Source organism: Nocardia sp. NPDC050710 (assembly GCF_040654375.1).
Classification (GTDB): domain Bacteria; phylum Actinomycetota; class Actinomycetes; order Mycobacteriales; family Mycobacteriaceae; genus Nocardia.
Map to the genome: position 1 here is coordinate 1,254,677 of NZ_JBFAHV010000001.1, position 18,138 is coordinate 1,272,814.

Here is an 18,138-nt window from a genome sequence, read left to right on the forward strand (position 1 = left end):
CGTCGCTCATAGGTCGGCCTCGTCAGTCGAAGGGACCGATGCCGGTAAGGGGGTTGCCGCCGTGCAGGTACCAGTACGTGACGGCGGCGGCCGCGACGGCGAGCAGCAGGACCACGAAGGATCCATAGGCGGGTCGGCTGGCCCAACCGCGGTTGCGGTCGAAGGACCAGCGGCCGGGGCCGGTCAAGATGATGACGGCGGCGGTGCCCGCGAGGACGCTTTCGAGTTCGACACCGCTGGGGACCCTGCCCTGGTACTGGAAGCCGGGAATCATGCCCTGCTTCCAGGCCCAGGCATCGAGGATTACGGCCAGCACCGCGCCCGCGGCGAGCGGGGTCATCAGGCCGAGGACCAGGAGTGCGCCACCGCCGAGTTCGCCGGCGGTGACCAGGAGGGCGCACACGGTGGCGTGATCCCAGCCGCCGTCGGCCATCATGTCGCGGGTGCCGTCCAGGCCGGAGCCGTGAAACCATCCGGTCAGCTTCTGCAGGCCGTGGTAGATGAAGGTACCGCCGACGACCAGGCGCAACAGGAACAGGCCGAGATCCAGGGTGCCGCGCCGGTTTTCGGCATTGCGGCGGCGCAGGGACCTACTCGGCTCGCCCGGCGGATTCATGGCGGGCGGGATGCTGGCGTAGGCGTAGGCCGAATCCGCGCTCTCCGACACCGTGGGCACGTCGGGGTCGAGGCCCAGTTCCTCATCCGTCCGTGGCACGTCCTTGCGCGGTGCGGGAGCCTTCGACATATCGACGCGTGGTAGCTGCCCGGTCGGTGAATCGTAGGGGCTGGTCACCCCTCGGCTGGTGGTCGACACCGCCTCCTGCGCGTCTATCGACGCCGTAGCCGGCCCGGATGTGTCGATCGATGACTTCTCGTTCACCGCCGCGCCTCGCTGTCACTCGGCTCCGCCGGGCCCGACGGGACTGTGTCGATGGTTCGATCGCTGCACTCACTCACCGCCACACCCTATGCCGACCCTCATGGTCTCGGCAGCGCAACGCAACGGCGTGTCAATCGCCCCGGCGCGCCCGTCGACGCCGCAACACCGACCCGGGAGGGGCGCGGTCGCCGGTATTTCCGTAACGTCTGAACCATGAGTTTGGTTGTCGTGGGTCGCGTCGCGATGTGTCTTGCGCTCGGCTCCGTTCTGGTGGCCGGATGCGCCCGGTTCGACGATTCCGCGTCGAGCCCGTTCACACCGGAACCGACATTCAATCCCGCGGACCCCAAAGCGCCGAAAAAGACGCCCGCCTCGACCACCCGGCCGAGCGGACCGTGCATCGACCCGGATCCGGCGGTCGTCGCCACCTGCCTGGATACCACCGGCGGCATCATCGCCACCGGCGAGGGCGCGCTGGTGGCCGAGCGCCGGACCGGCCGCATCCTCGAGGTGGTGGATCCGGACATCCCACCCGTCGAGGTCGCGAAGGTGAATGTCGACGGCTCGTCCGACGGCGGGCTCAGCGATATCGTGCTGTCCCCCACCTTCCGCGAGGACGGGCTGATATACGCCTACATCACCACCGCCAGCGACAACCGGGTGGTACGCATCGCGGAGAACGGCTCGCAGAAGGACATCCTGACCGGAATCCCCAAGGGACCGAGCGGCAATCACGGCGCGATCGAATGGGCGACCCCGGACCAGCTGCTGGTGCTGACCGGGGACGCGGGCAATCCCGGCCTCGCCTCCACCCCTTCCTCGCTGGCGGGCAAGCTGCTGCGAGTGAACGCACCCGCGCCGGGGGCATCGGCCGAGATCGCGTCCTCGGGTATCGGCGTCGCCGGTGACCTGTGCCGCGACGGCAAGGACAGCGTCTGGTTCACCGACCGCACCCCCGTCGAGGACCGGTTGCAGCGACTCGGCCCCGACGGATCGGTCACCACCGCCTGGACCTGGCCGGACCGTCCCGGGGTCGCGGGCTGCGCGGCCGCGGTCGACGGCGTGGCGGTGTCGCTGACCTACGCGAAGGCACTGGCATTGGCCGCCGCCGACGAGAACACCCATGCCATCACCGCCGCGCCCAGCCTGCTCGCCCAGGACAGGTACGGGCAGCTCGGCGGCGCGACCATCGGTCCGGACGGCACTTTCTGGGTCGGCACCGTCAACAAGACCGACGGGCAGCCCGGCCCGAACGACGATCGGGTGGTGCGGATTCCCTTGCCGCAGGCCGGTGGCGGCGGCGGACCGGACTGATCGCGGACGAATGGCACGAACGGCCGCCCGCCACGGGTGTGGCGGGCGGCCGGAGTTCGGGAGTGACTACCCGCAGGCGGTAAGGACCAGTTCGCGGACGCGCGCGGCGTCCGCCTGGCCGCGGGTGGCCTTCATGACGTCACCGACGATCTTGCCCGCGGCCTGCACCTTGCCGGAACGGATCTTCTCGGCGATATCCGGGTTCGCGGCCAGCGCCTTCTCGACCTCCGCCTGCAGGGCGCTGTCGTCGCTGACCATGCCGAGTCCCTTGGTCTCGACGATCTGCGCCGGATCACCCTCACCCGCCAACACGAAGTCGACGACCTGCTTGGCGACCTTGTTGTTCACCGTCTTCGCGTCGACCAGCTTGATCACCTCGGCCACCTGACCGGGCGTGATCGGCAGATCTTCCAGGGAAACCTCGCGCTCCTTGGCTTTCTCGGTCAGGTAGGCGACCCACCAGGAGCGCGCCTCGTTGACGGGGGCGCCCGCGTCGACGGTGGCGATGATGAGATCCAGCGCGCCCGCGTTCACCAGGTCGCGCATCACCTCATCCGACAACTCCCACTCGGACTGGATGCGGGCGCGGCGCAGCCACGGGTATTCGGGGATGGTGCCGCGCAGTTCCTCCACCCAGTCCGCGTCGGGCGCAACGGGTTCCAGGTCGGGTTCGGGGAAGTAGCGGTAATCCTCCGCGGTCTCCTTGACCCGGCCCGGCGAGGTCGAGCCGTCGGCCTCGTGGAAGTGGCGGGTCTCCTGCACTACGGTGCCGCCGTCGGCCAGCACCGCGCCCTGGCGGCGCATCTCGAAGCGGACGGCGACCTCGACACTCCTGAGCGAGTTCACATTTTTGGTCTCGGTGCGGGTACCGAATTCCGCGGCGCCCACCGGCATCAGCGAGACATTGGCGTCACAGCGCAGCGAGCCCTGCTCCATCTTCACATCGGAGACGTTGAGCGACTTCAGTACCTCGCGCAGCGCGGTCACGTAGGCGCGCGCCACCTCCGGCGCCCGCTCCCCCGCGCCGGTGATCGGCTTGGTGACGATCTCGATCAGCGGCACACCCGCCCGGTTGTAGTCGAGCAGCGAGTGGCTGGCGCCGTGGATGCGGCCGGTCGCACCGCCGACGTGCAACGACTTGCCGGTGTCCTCCTCCATATGCGCGCGCTCGATCTCGACGCGGAAGGTGCTGCCGTCATCGAGCACCACGTCGAGGTAGCCGTTGACGGCGATCGGCTCGTCGTACTGGCTGATCTGGTAGTTCTTCGGCTGGTCCGGGTAGAAGTAGTTCTTGCGCGCGAAACGGCCCCACGGGGTGATCGAACAGTTCAGCGCCAGGCCGATCCGGATGGCCGACTCGACGGCCTTCTCGTTCACCACCGGCAGCGAGCCGGGCAGACCGAGGCAGACCGGGCACACCTGGGTATTCGGTTGCGCACCGAATTCGGTCGGGCAGCCGCAGAACATCTTCGTCGCGGTGGACAGCTCGACGTGGACCTCCATGCCCAGCACCGGCTCGTACCGGGAGATGACATCGGCGTAATCCATCAACTCGACCGTGGGTGCACTCATGACCATCAGTCTATGTAAGGGTGTACCGCGCCGACCTCCGAGCCCGTCGCGCACCGCGAAACGATCGCCACGGCGCGCTGTCGGTCCGGTCGATAGGCGATGGCGGCTGAACTACCCGGCCCGGTGAACATCACCACCGGGAGTCGAGGGTCCCTGGTGCATGCGACCCCGGCAGGCGAACCGGCGCCGCACCTGCCAGGCCGTGATCACTTCGTCGGGAAGCGCTGGGTGAGCCAGCCGGTGATGTAGGTGAGGACCTCGGGCGAGATCGTCGTCGCGATGGTCGAATACTCGCTGGGTTTGCCGGTCTCGGTGGGCTGCATCAGGTGGTTCAGACCGGGGAAGGTGTACACGGTGGCATCCGGATCGGAGGCGAGCAGGTCGCGGGCGGGCTGCTCGTTCTGGTAGGCGAGCACCTGGAGGTCCTTGCCACCGTAGAAAGCGAGAACCGGGATGCGCAGGGACGACAGCGCGGGTGCCGGATCGTAGGCGACCAGGGACGCGAAGTACGGTGTGATGTCCGCGCCCGCCTCGGACTCCGGGACCCGCTGGTCCTCGGGCAGTGCGGCGTTGGCGCGCTTGGCGAATTCCTTGGCGCCCGCGAGGTCGCCCGCTTTCAGCATCGCGGCCATTTCGGCGGTATCGCGCACTTGCTTGTCGATGACGTCGGCCGCCGAGCCGTTCGCGGCCATGATCACCCGGGTCTGCTCCACCAGCACATCGCTGCCGGGGACGGAGGGACCGGCCATCAGAATGGCGAATGCGACACCGCTATCGGGCTTGGACGCGACCAGCGGGGCCAGGTAGCCGCCCTCGCTGTGACCGAACAGCCCGACCCGAGCCGGATCGATATCCGGGCGACCGCGCAGGAAGCTCACGCCCGCCGCCGCATCACCCGCCAGATCGTTGTAGTTCGAGGTCTCCAGTATGCCGCCGGTGCCGCCGACGCCGCGGTCGTCGGTGCGCAGCACCGCGTAACCCGCGCGGGTGAGGGTGTCGGCCAGCAGCAGGAAGGGCTTGTGCGCCATGAGTTCTTCGTCGCGATTCTGCGCGCCGCTGCCGGTGATCATCAGCACCGCGGGGAACGGGCCATTGCCCTGGGGCCGAGTGAGAGTGCCCGCCACGGTGATATCGCCGCTGCGATACGTGATGTCCTCGGATTGGTACGGGAACGGCGGCTTCGGCTCCTGCGGACGTTCGGTGCCCGCGATCCCGCCGCGCTCCAGCGTCAGCGGGAAGCTCTGCCCGGCCTGGGTGAAATCGCCGGTGATTCGGTCGGACTCGTACCGGCCGCGGAACATCGGATCCCCCGGTATATCCGCGAGCCGGAACTCGACCGCCTCGCGATCCGACCTCACATCCTTCAGCTGCGCATCCCGCACCCCCTGCTCCGGGATATCGATGGTGGCGGTGCCGTCCTCGGCGAAGGTCACGCCGACCTCGAGCGGCTGTCCCGGCACCTGAATCGCGCCGTGCCAGTCCCCTGTCGTCGGATCCGGCGGATTCGAATCCGACGAACATCCCGCCGCCACCATCACGGCGGCGACGATGGACAGTGTCAACGCGATCAGTCGACCGGTACGCATAGCCGAACCCTACCGAGCGGACACCACGATCCGGATCAACCGCGAGTCGCCCCGCCGTACGCCGCGGGAATGACACCGCCCTCGGTGATAGCCCCGAAAGTCCGAGGTCAGCCGAAGAAGGCCTCCGCCTCTCGGTAGCGGGCCTCGGGGACGCGCTTGAGTTGTTTGGTGGCCTCGGACAGCGGAACCAGGTCGATATTCGTGCCATGCAGCGCGACCATTTGGCCGAAGCGGCCCGCGTGCACGGCTTCCGCGGCGTGCAGACCGAATCGGGTGGCGAGAACCCGGTCGTACGGGGTCGGGCTGCCGCCGCGCTGCACGTGACCGAGCACGGTGGTCCGCACCTCCTTGCCGATGCGGCGTTCGATCTCGGCCCCGAGCTGCTGGGCGACACCGGTGAAACGCTCGTGGCCGAATTCGTCGACACCGCCCTCGCGCAAGGAGAAATCGGACTCCGGCGCCGGATGCGATCCCTCTGCCACCACACAGATGAAGTGCTTATCGCCGCGCTGGAAACGCCGCTTGATCATGGCGCAGACCTCATCCACCTCGAATGGCACCTCGGGCACCAGGGTGAGGTGCGCACCCGCCGCCATGCCCGCGTTGACGGCGATCCAGCCCGCGTGCCGCCCCATCACCTCGACCAGCATGACGCGCTGATGCGATTCGGCGGTGGTGTGCAGGCGGTCGATCGCCTCGCTGGCGATGCTCAGCGCGGTGTCGTGGCCGAAAGTGACATCGGTGCAGTCGATATCGTTATCGATGGTCTTCGGGACGCCGACCACCGGCACGCCCTCGTCGGAGAGCCAGCTGGCGGCGGTCAGGGTGCCTTCGCCGCCGATCGGAATGAGTGCGTCGATGCCGTTGTCGTCGAGGGTTTGTTTGATCCGGGGCAGACCCGCGAGCAACACGTCGGGATTGGTGCGAGCGGTGCCGAGGATGGTGCCGCCCTTGGTGAGCAGCCGGTCGGTGCGGTCGTCGTTGAGGATCTGGATCTTGCGATCCTCCAATAGACCGCGCCAACCGTCCTCGAAGCCGACGACCGCGTCTCCGTAGCGTCCGTTCGCGGTGCGAACGACGGCGCGGATGACCGCGTTCAGTCCTGGACAGTCCCCGCCTCCGGTCAAGACTCCGATGCGCATGGCCGATATCTTGCCCCTCGCGGCATACCCTGCGACCTGCGCCCCCGTGAACCTTGGGTAACCAGCTGCACGCACGGCGGGTCTCCGGATCGGCTCAGTAGATATAGACGATGGCGTTCACACCGCCGGTGCAGGTGACGAATTCGGCGCCTGCGGTGCAATGCATCGAGTACTCGCGGCCGTTGATCGGGCTCGTCGCCGTCACGGTGCGCTGATCACCGACGCCCGCATCTGCGGCCGACTCGGCGTAGGCCGTGCGCAGCGCTTCGGCGAAGGGGCAACTGGTCACCGAGGTACCCGCCGCCGACGCGGTGAACCGCCCGATCGGCTGCTCTGTTTGCGCACACCTCTGCGCGCCGTCGGGCAGCGCGACCGATGTCGCCGGGATGTTCGGCGGGGTCGGGTCACCGCCCGGCGACCCACTGCGCACCTGCCAGCCGATGAGACCGGCGAGGGCAATCGCGACCACGAGGAGTGCGCCGAACCAGTACCTGCCACGTCTGGATCTGCCGGTTTTGCCCGACGGCGGGTCATCGCCAGCGGGCACGGGTGCGGCGATGGCCGACCGTTGGACGGTGACGGCGGCGTCATCGATGCGGCCGAGCCGGGTGGTGGCCGCGGCCGATCCGGCGATCGAGGGTTCCGGTGCGGCGACGCCGTGCCCCGACAGCCCGGATCGTCCGGCCGCCTTATCCGGCCGCGCCCGATCGCCGCCGGGCGACGACAGCGCCGTCGACGACCGGTCGATCGGTGCGCTGCCGATCCGGCCGATTTCCATGGTGGGCGCGGCGATTCCGGCATCCGGGATCCCCACCGCACCCGCGGGCCCGCGCGGACCGGGTGTCTGTCCGGCCGCCGCCTTGGTGGCTGCGGCCTCCGGGCGAGCGGAACCGGTCCCGGCAGGCCGACCGAGTCCCGATGACCGCTGATCGGACCTCGGTCCACTCCGTCCGTCGATCCCGGGGGACCTCCCGGTCACGGCCCCGTCCGGCGTTCCAGCGCGAACACCCTTGCCGGGCACCTTGGTCATATCCGGGCCTTTACCGGATACCGCGCGCGCCACCGCGGCGAGGTCGGCCGTGGCCGCATCGGCTCCTGGCCGCGCTCCCGGGACCTCGCCTCCCGAGGGGTGCGCACCACCCGCCGGGCCGGAAACATCTGACGTCGCGGGCTCGGCGGACCGCCCGGTCCGCGCTCGAAGTACCGCTCCGGACACCGTGGGCTCGTCCCCCACCGCGGCGAGGTCCACCGTCGCCGCATTACCGCGTTGCGGGTCGCCGGGAATATCGTCTTCCGAAGTACGGGAACGAGTCTCGCGGGCGAGCACATCTCCCGCGGACCGCGTCCGGCTCGGCTCGGCTGGTCCCCTACCGGATGGCTCGGCGGGTCCCTCCGCCATGGCATCGAGATCGACGGTGGGCGCCGCCGCACCCTGAGGCCCGGGGCGGGCGGGGCCGATCCCGGCGAAGTGCGGCCGCGCGAGTTCCGATGGTTCGACCGATCCCCCACCGGTTCGCTTGCCGGACTCGGCGATTCGGCCCGGCCGCACACCGCCTCCGGCGGCATGGGGCACCGGGTGTGGCCGAGGCGCGGGGCCGCCGGTGATCCGCCGGTCGGCGACTTCGCTCGGCACACCCCCGGGTGGGCGGGAATCACGCTGTGCCGGTGTGGTTTCCACGGCCGGAAAGATCACGGTCGGCGGGGCGGGCGGCGTGGACACGGTCGACATGCGCCGGGTCGGGAGTTCGGAATCCGGGGTCGGGGGTGGCGCGGTGACGGCGGCGCGGGCCGCGGCCGCGAGGGCGCTGGCGCTCGGATAGCGGTCGGCGGGGTCCTTCGCCATGCCGCGGGTGATGACGTCGTCCAGTGCCGCGGGTAGACCCGCGCGTTTGCTCGTCGGGCGCGGGGGCGGGGCGGTCAGATGTGAGCGGATCAGCACGCTCATTGCGTCGACCGGAAAAGGCTGTGCGCCGGTCAGGCATTCGTAGAGGACGCAGGCCAGGGAGTAGACGTCGGCGGTGCCGGTGACCGGTGCGGTATCGAAGCGCTCCGGCGCGATGTAGTTGTAGGAGCCGACGGCGGTACCGGTGGCGGTCACATTCGGATCCCCGGTGGAGCGGGCGATGCCGAAGTCGGCGAGATAGGCGAAATCCGAGGGGGTCACCAGGATGTTGGCCGGCTTCACATCGCGATGCACCAGACCTTCGGCGTGCGCGGCGTCCAGGGCGGCGGCGATCTGTTCGATGATGCCGACCGCGCGCACCGGACTCAGCGGCCCCTTCTGGCGCAGCACCGACCGCAGATCACTGCCGCGGACCAGCCGCATGTCGATGTAGAGGACGCCATCGATCTCGCCCCAGTCGTGGATCGGGATGACATGCGGTTCGGCCAGCCGCGCGGCGGCCTGCGATTCGAGGCGGAACCGCTGCTGGAATACGGGGTCTTCGGCGAGGTCGGGGGGCAGCAGTTTCACCGCGACGACCCGATCCTTCACCGTGTCGTACGCCTCGTAGACCTCGCCCATCCCGCCCCGGCCCAGCAGTGAGCGCAACTCGTACGGTCCGAACCGGGAACCGACCCGCGACTCCGCGTCATCCACCCCGTTACCTCCACCTGGCGGGCGCGGCCGGTCGGACCGCACGCGTGGGTCCCCGCGACCTCACCTACATTGTTCGCTCTCGGCGCGTCCGCCGTTTCGTGTTCCGACAACCCATATCCGGTGCCCGACGCGCGCGCCGCGAGCGTTGCGCATCGGGCCCCGGCGGGCGTGTGGGCGCACCGATGGATTACCCGCGCACGCACCGAATCAGCTGCCCGATCGGCGCATTCGGATACGGCTCGGACACCGTACATCCGCTCAGGGCTTGCACTTGCCCGCGGCGAGTTCGCCGAGGTGCTCCGAGATCAGCGTCGCCATTTTGTCCAGGGCGTCCATTCCGTCGGCGAATGATCCCGACTCGGGTTGCGCCGCAATGGCGATGGCGATCTGACCGGTCGGAACGGAGAGCAGCCCGAACTGGCGCACGAGGTAGGAGCCCGACGTGTCCGGCCCCCACCCGCCCTTGAATTCGGCGCCGCTGAACGCGCCGAGACCCCAGCGGTGACTCGGGGTGATCTGCTCCATCAGCTTGATCACCGTGGAACTCTGCGGCACGCACGGCAGCCGGGACGCGAACCGAACCTGTTCGGCCAGTGACCATTCCGCCTGCCCGAAGGCCGAATGCTCGGCCCGGGAACGGGTGGCGGGCACGGTGGTCTTGGTGTCCCCGCCCTCGCGCAATACCGCCTCCACCGCCTTGGCCGCGTCCTGACCGGACCCGAGCGACTGCCACAGCACGTCCGCGGCGGCGTTATCGGACTGGGTGATCGCGGCGGTCGCGGCATATGTGCTGTTCGCGGAGCTGCGGCGGACCGCGGCGATGGTCAACGGCACCTTCATGGTCGACCAGGCCGGGCCGGTGGTCCAGTCACCGAAGGTCACCATCTTGTCGCTGCCGACCGCCATCACGGCCATGCCGAAATGCCCGCCCAGCGCGGTCTGCAATTCCTGGAATCCGGCCGCGAGGGTGCCGGGCAGGGTCATCGATAGCTCTGGTTCCGAACGCGCCGCGGCCTCGGTGATGGTCGTCGGTTCCACGGCGGTATCGGAGCCCGCCCCGGTTCCGCACGACGTCACCAGGGCAAGCGCGAGTACGCCGCCGCCCAAGGCTTTCCGGATACGGTCAATAGACATAAACCACCGCGTTCTCGCCGCCGGTGCAGACGACCATTTGGCCCTCGGCGACGCAATTCATTGTGTACGTCCGGCCGGTGACCGGGCTGGTCGCTACCACCGACCGGGGTGCGCGTGAGGAGGCGGCGGCAGCGGATTGGGCGTAGGCCTGCCGAACCGCCTCGGCGAATGGGCAACTCGTCACCTCGCTACCCGCTGCCGACTGGGTGAAGGTGCCGGGCGCCGGCTGCCCCGTCGAACACGACTTGGCGCCCGCGGGCAGAGTCACCGAGGTGGGCGCGGACGAGGTCGTCGTGGGTGCGGCGGTGGTGGCGGCGGCGCCGCCCGGCGTGGTGCCGCGCGGGCTCGCCGAGGTGACTGTCGCGCCCGCCCGGTTGTCGGCACCCGAGCCCTGGTCGGGTGAGCCGAGCACCGACCAGCCGACCGCGCCGCCGACGGCGATCACCACGATGATGAGCACCGCGACGAGGATGGGCAGCACGATCGAACGCTGCGACTCCGGCGATTCGTAGCCGCCTCGGCCGTAGTCCTCGTCGTATTCGCCCGGCCGGTAGCCCTGGTTGCCGTGCGGGTCGTAGCCGTCGTAGCCCCCGGCGGCCGGGAACGGTTGTCCCTGCGCTGCCGGTTCCTGGCGATACTCCGAATATGCCTGCGTCCCCGGATGGCCCGGCGCTCCGGGACGCCGCTCGGGCGCGCCGTACCGCTGGGTCTGCGCGGCGACCTCACCGAATTGCTCGACATCCGGGGCATACTGCTGCGCCAGGGGCCCGACCTCGCCGAATCGCTCCACGTCCTGGCCATACGGCGTGCTCACGGACGCGACCTCGCCGTAGCGCTGGGTCTGCGGCGCGACACCCTCGGAGACGGCCGGAATCTGCCCGTACCGCTGCGTCTGCGGCGCCGGGTACCGGGGCGGCTCGGTCGCCTCCGAATACCGCTGCCCCTCCGGATACAGATGCTCGTCGGGGAACGGCCGCACCGGGGTGGGCGGGGTCGGCCCGGCCGGTGCCGACTGCGACGGCAGCGGCGTGAATTGGATATCGCTGGGACGCACCACGGTCGGGGCGGTCGGATGGATGATCGAAATTTCCCCGGTGGCTTCCGGCGGGATCACCGCGCTCCGTTGCGCCGTCGCCGAATCGGACTGCCCGAAGCGAGACGGGTCCGGTGCGCGCACCACAAAGGTCGGTGCCGACGGGGCCGGTCCGGTGCTCAGCGCGGCCCGGGCCGCCTGGGCCAGCGCGATGGCGGTCGGGAACCGGTCACCCGGATCCTTGGCCATGCCGCGGGCGATCACCTCGTCTAGCCCGGGCGGAACTCCCGGTCGCTGCACGCTGGGTCGCGGCGGCGGCTCGGTGAGATGGGACCGGATCAGCACATTCATGCTCCCCGCCGGGAACGGTGTTGCTCCGGTGAGGCATTCGTGCAGTACACAGGCGAGCGAATAGATATCGGCGCGCCCGGTCACCGTGCCGACGTCGAAACGCTCCGGCGCCATATAGATGTAGGAGCCGACGGCCATGCCGACCTGGGTTACCGTGCTGTCGCCCTCGGTGTGGGCGATGCCGAAGTCGGCGAGGTACGCGAAATCCGCGTCGGTGACCAGGATGTTGGCGGGCTTGACATCGCGATGCACCAGTCCGTCGGCGTGCGCCGCGTCCAGCGCGGCCGCGATCTGCTCGACGATGCCGAGGGCGCGCTCGGCACTCATCGGTCCTTGGCCGCGCAGGATGGAGCGCAGATCGACGCCCGGGACCAGGCGCATGTCGATGAAGAGCACCCCGTCGATCACGCCCCAGTCGTGGATCGGGATGATGTGCGGCTCGGCCAGCCGCGCGGCAGCCTGCGATTCGCGCCGGAAACGTACCTGGTACACCGGGTCTTTGGCGAGTTCCTCGGGCAGCAGCTTGACCGCTACCACCCGGTCCTTCACCGTGTCATAGGCCTCGTACACCTCGCCCATGCCGCCTTTGCCCAGCAGCGAGCGCAACTCGTACGGCCCGAACCGACTGCCGACCCTCCATCCAGGTCCGTCCACCCCGTGAAACCTCCGCTTCCCGGGCGGCTTCGAGGTACCGGGCCGACCCGTCAAACAGTGGATTCTCCTGGTGCGACCACCCCGTGGTCAAACGCAAAGACGATCGCGGCGGCCCGATCTCGCAGGTCGAGCTTGCCGAATATGTGTCCGACATGGCTTTTCACGGTTACTTCGGAGATGCCCAGCTCCGTGGCGATCTCCGAGTTGCTGCGGCCGCGGCCGATCAATTCGAGCACCTCGTACTCGCGCGCGGTCAGTTCGCCGAGCCGATCCCCGCCCCGCACGGGCGCCGGGCGCACGGTGCGATAGGCCGACAGCACCCGTCCGGTGACGGACGGATCGAGCCAGGCGCCGCCCGCGGCCACCGTCCGCACCGCGCGGATCAGGTCTTCGGCGGGTGAATCCTTGAGGATGAATCCGGCCGCCCCGGCTCGCAGCGCGCCCGACAGCAACTGGTCGTCGTCGAAGGTGGTGAGCACCAGCACCGGCGGCGCGCCCTCGTCGGCGCGCAGCGACCGGGTCGCGTCGATGCCGCCGACCCGCTTCATCCGCAGATCCATCAGCACCACATCCGGGCGCGCGGTCGCGACCGCGGCGGGCACCTCGTCACCATCGGCGCATTCGCTGACCAGGAAGCCGTCTCGGCGCCGCAGAATGCGCCGCAGCCCGCCGCGCACCAGTTCCTGATCATCGACCACCAGCACGGCGACGGTGTCCTCGCCACTCGCCGAAGACATTGTCGTCACATACCCTCCCGGGCCGTCGTCGCGGCACCGTGGACCAAGCCGGGCAGCGGGCACGACAGCCGCGCGCGGGAGGCGGCCAGCGGGAATTCGGCGCGCACGGACCAGCCGTCGTCGTAGGGTCCGGCCGCGATACGGCCACCGAGCAGTTCGGCGCGCTGACGCATGCCGGACAGTCCCATCCCACCGCCGGGATCCCGGGCGGGACCCGCGGGAAGCGTGTTGTCGACATCGAGTCGCACCGCCGCCTCGTCGACCGTCAACCGGACTGTCGCGGTCGCACCCGGCGCATGCTTCACCACATTGGCCAGCGATTCCTGCCCGATGCGATAGAGCGCGAGCCCGACCCCGGCGGACACCGTATCGAGATCGCCGGCGAAGGTGGCGCGGACGTCGAGGCCGGCGCGGACGAAGTCACCCACGAGGTCCTCGATATCGCCGATGCCCGGTTCCGGCACCGTCTTCGACGGCCCCGTGTCGAGCAACCCGATAATGCGACGAATATCGGCCATGGCCTGCCTGCCGAGCCGCTCGGCATCGACCAGAGCCTCGACCGCGTCGTCGACGTCCCGGTCCGTTTGCAGCGCGTGCCTTGCCGCGGTCAGGTGCAGCAGGGTAATGCTCAGCGAATGCGCGATGACGTCGTGCACCTCGCGGGCGATCCGACGGCGTTCCTCGCCCGCGGCCTGGGCCTCGCGGATCGCCTGGCTCTCGCGTTCCTGATAGAGGAATTTGCGCTGGTATTGCAGCATCACGCCGACCAGCCAGCCCAGCGCGATGCCGACGGTGTACATCTGGATTCCTTGCAGGCGCTGGCCGCTCACGCTCCATTGCAGGTGTCCGGCCATATCGAAGGCGATCAATTCGAGCACGGCGAGGACTGCGAAGACCGCGCTCCAGCGTTTCGACACGATCGCCGCCACTTCACCGACCATCACCACCAGGACGAACGGGGCGAAGTCCGCGGAGACCGGCTGGGTCAGGAAGATCGCCGTCGCGCCCAGTCCGGACGCGGCGAGCAGAATCGGGCTCGGGGTCACGCCGAAGAAGCAGAACAGCGGCACCGAGGCGAAGACCAGCAGCACCGCCAGCAATGGCAGAACCGTCGGGAAGTAGTCGTGTCGCTGGATCGTCGCGCCGACGGCGACCACCACCAGCGCCGCGTCGGCGCTGATCATCACCGAGGGCGGGTAGTCGAACGGCAACTCCTCGAGGCTACGCCGGACCACCGCGATGGGATTGCGCAGGAATGCCGCGAATCGGTCCCGGACTCGCCCGCTCTCCCGGAACGGTATCGCCGGTCGGGCGCCCACCGGCGACGGGATGGCGTGGATCACATCCATGATGTAAGGCTAGACGCCGGGTCCAGTGGGCCACATCGTCCCGGAAGCGGGCCGGGTCTCCTACCCCGGTAGGAGATCGATTCGCGCCCCAGGAACGAAGACACCGCCCCCGGCCCGGACGTAGCGTGGGCAGCACTCCTCGCCCCGCCCCGGTACGACCGGCGGCGCCGCGGACGTATCACGGAAGGACCGACGCCATGTCCTGGGAAGATCAGCACATTCGTACCGAAATCGTGCATACCGTGCTCACCCGTGCGGCAGCCGACCCGAACCGTCCGGACCTCTTTTCGGGGATCCCGGAACTGGAACGGCTGTTCGGCGGACCCGAAGGACTATTGCTCGCGCTGCGCTACCGCTGGAACAACCACCTCGCCGCCAAGATGGATCAGGCGCTGGTGCAGGGCCAGTCCGGTATCGAGGCCTACCTCGAACTCGCCGCCGAGCAACCAGCGCTGCGCGCGCTGCTCGATGCCCATTATCGTCACCGCAACTCGGCGGTCGAGGTACTGGCGCGCTGACACCTGATGAAAGAGAGTGGGGGACTATATATGTCGGATCCGGCCATGCTGGAACTGTCGGACATTGTCAAGCAGTATCGGGTCGGGGGCCAGACGGTGCGCGCGCTCGACGGGATAGATCTGCGGATCGAGGCGGGTGAATTCACCTCGATCATCGGGCCGTCCGGGTCCGGCAAGAGCACCCTTCTGCATCTGCTCGGCGCGCTGGACAGCCCCGACGCGGGTTCGATCCGCTTCCGTGGCGAGGAGATCGGCGCGCTGGACGAGGAGCGGCAGTCCGAATTCCGGCGGCACCGTGTCGGTTTCGTCTTCCAGTTCTTCAACCTGCTGCCGACGCTGTCCGCGTGGGAGAACGTCGCCATCCCGAAACTTCTGGACGGCACCGGATTACGCAAGGCCAAGCCGCGCGCCCTGGAACTGCTGGAACGGGTCGGACTCGCCGACCGGGCCGAGCACCGGCCCGCCGAACTCTCCGGCGGGCAGATGCAGCGGGTCGCGGTGGCGCGGGCGCTGATCATGGATCCCCCGCTGATCCTGGCCGACGAGCCCACCGGAAATCTCGATTCCAAGACCGGCGCGTCGATCCTCGAACTGCTCGGCGGCATTGCGGGCAACGGCAATTCGGTGGTCATGGTGACCCACGATATGGGCGCGGTGGAGTACTGCGACCGGGTGATCACCCTGCGCGACGGGAAGATCGGTTCCAACGACACCGTCGACCGCAAGGCCGGGCTCGACAAGGGGACGGTGCGGGCATGATCGGCGCAGCCTGGGATCGGCTGCGGCTGTTCAATATCGGCGAAGTTCTCGCCCATCGCGGCCGCTCCCTCATGTCCCTCACCGTCATGGGCATCTCGGCCGCTCTGCTGGTCGCGGTGCTCAGCATCTCCGGTTCGGTCACCGGGTCGGTGGACCGGCTGACCAAGGGGCTCGGCGGCAAGGCCGAGCTGGAGATCACCGGCATCACCGATGCCGGCTTCGATCAGCAACTGCTGCAACGCATCGCGACCACATCGGGGGTCGACAAGGCGGTGCCGATGTTGCGCGCCCAACTCGGCAGCGGCGCCGACCGCGCACTGCTGATCGGCGCCGACGCGAGCATGGCCGCGCTCGGCAGCGAATTGGCCGGACCGATGGCCGCGCAGACCGGCAAGCTGATCACGGTGCCGAACGGCGTGCTCGTCGGCAGTGCGATGGGGCGCGCCGAAGGCGAGCGGTTCCAGCTCGGTTCCGGAACCGTCACCGTGGCGGGTGTTCTCGATGAACAGACCTCCGAGAAGCTCAACGGCGGGCATATCGTCGCGGCGCCGCTGGGTCTGGCGCAGAAGCTCACCGATCGCGTCGGACGGTTGGACTCGGTGCAGATCATCCCGTCCCGAGGCACCGATATCGCCGCGCTGCGTGCGGCGTTGACGAGCGCGGTCGAGGGCCGCGCCGTGGTCGCCGATCCCGATCTGCGCACCGCACAGGCCGGCGGCGCGGTCCAGATCGTGCGGTACTCGACCCTGATGTCTTCGGCCGCGGCGCTGATTGTTTCGGGATTTCTCATCTATAACGCGATGAGTATGGCCGTCGCCCAGCGCAGACCGATGCTGTCGCTACTGCGCGCGATCGGCGGTAAACGCGGGCCGATGGTGCGTGATCTCCTGGCCGAAGCCGCGCTGCTCGGTGTGCTCGGTGGCGCGGTGGGCGCGGTGATCGGTGTCTTCATGGGCAAGATCGCGATCGACCGGCTACCCGCCGCCATCATGCAGTCGGTGGAGGCGCGCACCGAATATCTGGTGCCCGGCTACGCGATTCCGGTCGCGATCGCGGCCTGCGTGCTGGCCAGCGTCGCGGCCGCCGCCATCGCCGCACGGCAGGTGTACAAGGTCGAACCCATCGAGGCACTGGTTCCGGTCGGGGTGGGCAGCACCGATGCCGCCAATCCGGTCCTGCGCTGGGTGGCCGTGGTGCTCGGCATCGGGCTGACGGGCGCGGCGATCGTCGTCGCCGAAGCCGATCTGGGGCGGATATCGCTGGCCGCCATCTCGATGTCCTTTACCGCGTCGGTACTGATCTGCTATGCCGCCACCGGGCCGATCGTGCGGACCGCCGCGGCCATCGCCCGCCGGTTCGGCGCACCCGGCGCGCTCGGCGCCACCACCCTGGAACGAGCGCCACGGCGGGTGTGGGCGACCGCCATGACCGTCATGATCGGGGTGGCCGCCACCGTCGCGATGGGCGGCGCGTCCCGGAACATGGTCGATTCGGCCACCGTCACCTTCGAAGATCTGGCCAAGACCGATATCTACGTCGGTCCCAGTTCGATGGCGCAGTTCCCGACCGGTCCGCTGCTGCCCACCGGACTCGCGGACAAGATCGCCGCGGTTCCCGGGGTCGCCCGCGTCAACCCCGCGCAGATGGCGTTCGCCACCCTCGGCACCGGACGGGTGATGGTGCAGGGCTTCCCCGCCGCGCAGGGTGATGTCCGGCTGGAGGCGGTGGACCGCGCGCTGCTGCCGCGCGTGGCGGCGGGTGAGGGCGTGGTCATATCCCGCGATGTGGCGCGCTCGCTGAACGTCGGCCCTGGCTCGACGGTTACGCTGCCCACTCCCACCGGCGACCACAAGGTGGAAGTGCTGCAAGTGATTCCGTATTTCACCGCGATCGCCGGTGTGGTCATCATGGACCTGAATCTGATGCGCTCGTGGTACGAGCGGCCGGGCGAGACGATCCTCGCGATCGATATCCAACCGGGTGCCGACCTGAGCACGGTACAGGCGGCGATTCGCGCGATCTCACCCCCGGAGATGCACGTCGACACCGGGCGGGACGCGGTCGTCGCGATCTCCTCCAGCATGCGGCAGGGTTCGGCGATGAGCGCCTCCATCCTGTGGATCGTGGTGCTGGTGGCCACCGTGGCCTTGCTGAACACGCTGATGCTGTCGGTACTCGAGCGGCGACGCGAGCTGGGCGTGCTGCGCGCCATGGGCACCGGCCGCAAATTCCTGCTCCGTTCGGTGCTCGCCGAGGCCGCGGGTATCGGATTCGTCGGCGCCGCAATAGGTCTCGTCATCGGCGCGGCGGTCCAATACCTGGCCACCGTCGCCATCGGCCACGCCATGACAATCGACATCGTCTACGAGCCCGGCCCGCTGCTACTGATCTACGGCACCGCCGCCCTCGGATTGGCACTGCTCGGATCCATTCCACCCGCCCTCCGCGCGGCCCGCATGCCGATCGTAGAGGCGCTGGCCGTCGACTGAGCGCCCGCTCGGCCCGTACAT

Annotated in this window: 12 protein-coding genes and 1 pseudogene; 4 read left to right on the forward strand and 9 right to left on the reverse strand. The window is 69.2% G+C overall.

Annotated features, from left to right (window positions below):
• Positions 1-22: 22 nt before the first annotated feature.
• Positions 23-880, reverse strand: a complete 858-nt coding sequence (locus tag AB0H61_RS05890) for a DoxX family protein (protein ID WP_357299669.1) — start codon at positions 878-880, stop codon at positions 23-25.
• Positions 881-1,093: 213 nt separating this feature from the next.
• On the opposite strand from AB0H61_RS05890, the gene AB0H61_RS05895 reads away from it, so the two are divergent.
• The gene (locus AB0H61_RS05895) at positions 1,094-2,194 is read left to right on the forward strand and encodes a PQQ-dependent sugar dehydrogenase (protein WP_357299672.1); all 1,101 of its coding nucleotides are present in this window, start codon (positions 1,094-1,096) and stop codon (positions 2,192-2,194) included.
• 66 nt (positions 2,195-2,260) lie between these two features.
• Here the strand turns inward: AB0H61_RS05895 and gatB are convergent, their stop codons facing one another.
• From gatB to AB0H61_RS05935, 8 genes and pseudogenes are all read right to left on the reverse strand, one after another.
• Positions 2,261-3,772: an Asp-tRNA(Asn)/Glu-tRNA(Gln) amidotransferase subunit GatB gene (gatB, locus tag AB0H61_RS05900; protein WP_357299675.1), complete on the reverse strand. Its 1,512-nt coding sequence runs from the start codon at positions 3,770-3,772 to the stop codon at positions 2,261-2,263.
• A gap of 200 nt (positions 3,773-3,972) precedes the next feature.
• Positions 3,973-5,352 (reverse strand): alpha/beta fold hydrolase, encoded by a 1,380-nt coding sequence (locus AB0H61_RS05905; protein WP_357299677.1) that lies wholly within the window; start codon positions 5,350-5,352, stop codon positions 3,973-3,975.
• A gap of 107 nt (positions 5,353-5,459) precedes the next feature.
• Positions 5,460-6,494, reverse strand: coding sequence for an ATP-dependent 6-phosphofructokinase (locus AB0H61_RS05910; RefSeq protein WP_357299679.1), 1,035 nt, complete (start codon positions 6,492-6,494; stop codon positions 5,460-5,462).
• Positions 6,495-6,588: 94 nt separating this feature from the next.
• On the reverse strand, positions 6,589-9,093 hold the full coding sequence (locus AB0H61_RS05915; protein WP_357299682.1) for a protein kinase: 2,505 nt from the start codon (positions 9,091-9,093) through the stop codon (positions 6,589-6,591).
• A gap of 258 nt (positions 9,094-9,351) precedes the next feature.
• Positions 9,352-10,227 carry a hypothetical protein gene (locus AB0H61_RS05920; RefSeq protein ID WP_357299684.1) on the reverse strand — a complete coding sequence of 292 codons (876 nt, stop codon included), beginning with the start codon at positions 10,225-10,227 and terminating at the stop codon, positions 9,352-9,354.
• Positions 10,228-11,437: 1,210 nt separating this feature from the next.
• Positions 11,438-12,265: pseudogene (locus AB0H61_RS05925) on the reverse strand (serine/threonine-protein kinase); the annotation flags it as partial.
• Positions 12,266-12,315: 50 nt separating this feature from the next.
• Entirely contained in the window at positions 12,316-13,002 is a 687-nt protein-coding gene (locus AB0H61_RS05930; protein WP_357299687.1) for a response regulator transcription factor, read from the reverse strand.
• 5 nt (positions 13,003-13,007) lie between these two features.
• On the reverse strand, positions 13,008-14,351 hold the full coding sequence (locus AB0H61_RS05935; RefSeq protein ID WP_357299690.1) for a histidine kinase: 1,344 nt from the start codon (positions 14,349-14,351) through the stop codon (positions 13,008-13,010).
• 197 nt (positions 14,352-14,548) lie between these two features.
• Here AB0H61_RS05935 and AB0H61_RS05940 point away from each other — a divergent pair, with 197 nt between their 5' ends.
• The 3 genes from AB0H61_RS05940 to AB0H61_RS05950 are packed head-to-tail and all read left to right on the forward strand — an operon-like array spanning position 14,549 to position 18,117.
• The gene (locus tag AB0H61_RS05940; RefSeq protein ID WP_357299693.1) at positions 14,549-14,869 is read left to right on the forward strand and encodes a hypothetical protein; all 321 of its coding nucleotides are present in this window, start codon (positions 14,549-14,551) and stop codon (positions 14,867-14,869) included.
• A 30-nt stretch (positions 14,870-14,899) separates the two neighbouring features.
• Positions 14,900-15,628: an ABC transporter ATP-binding protein gene (locus AB0H61_RS05945; RefSeq protein ID WP_357299695.1), complete on the forward strand. Its 729-nt coding sequence runs from the start codon at positions 14,900-14,902 to the stop codon at positions 15,626-15,628.
• Complete coding sequence (locus AB0H61_RS05950) at positions 15,625-18,117, forward strand: FtsX-like permease family protein (protein ID WP_357299698.1); 2,493 nt, start codon at positions 15,625-15,627, stop codon at positions 18,115-18,117. The genes AB0H61_RS05945 and AB0H61_RS05950 overlap by 4 nt, the downstream gene beginning before the upstream one ends.
• Positions 18,118-18,138 lie beyond the last annotated feature (21 nt).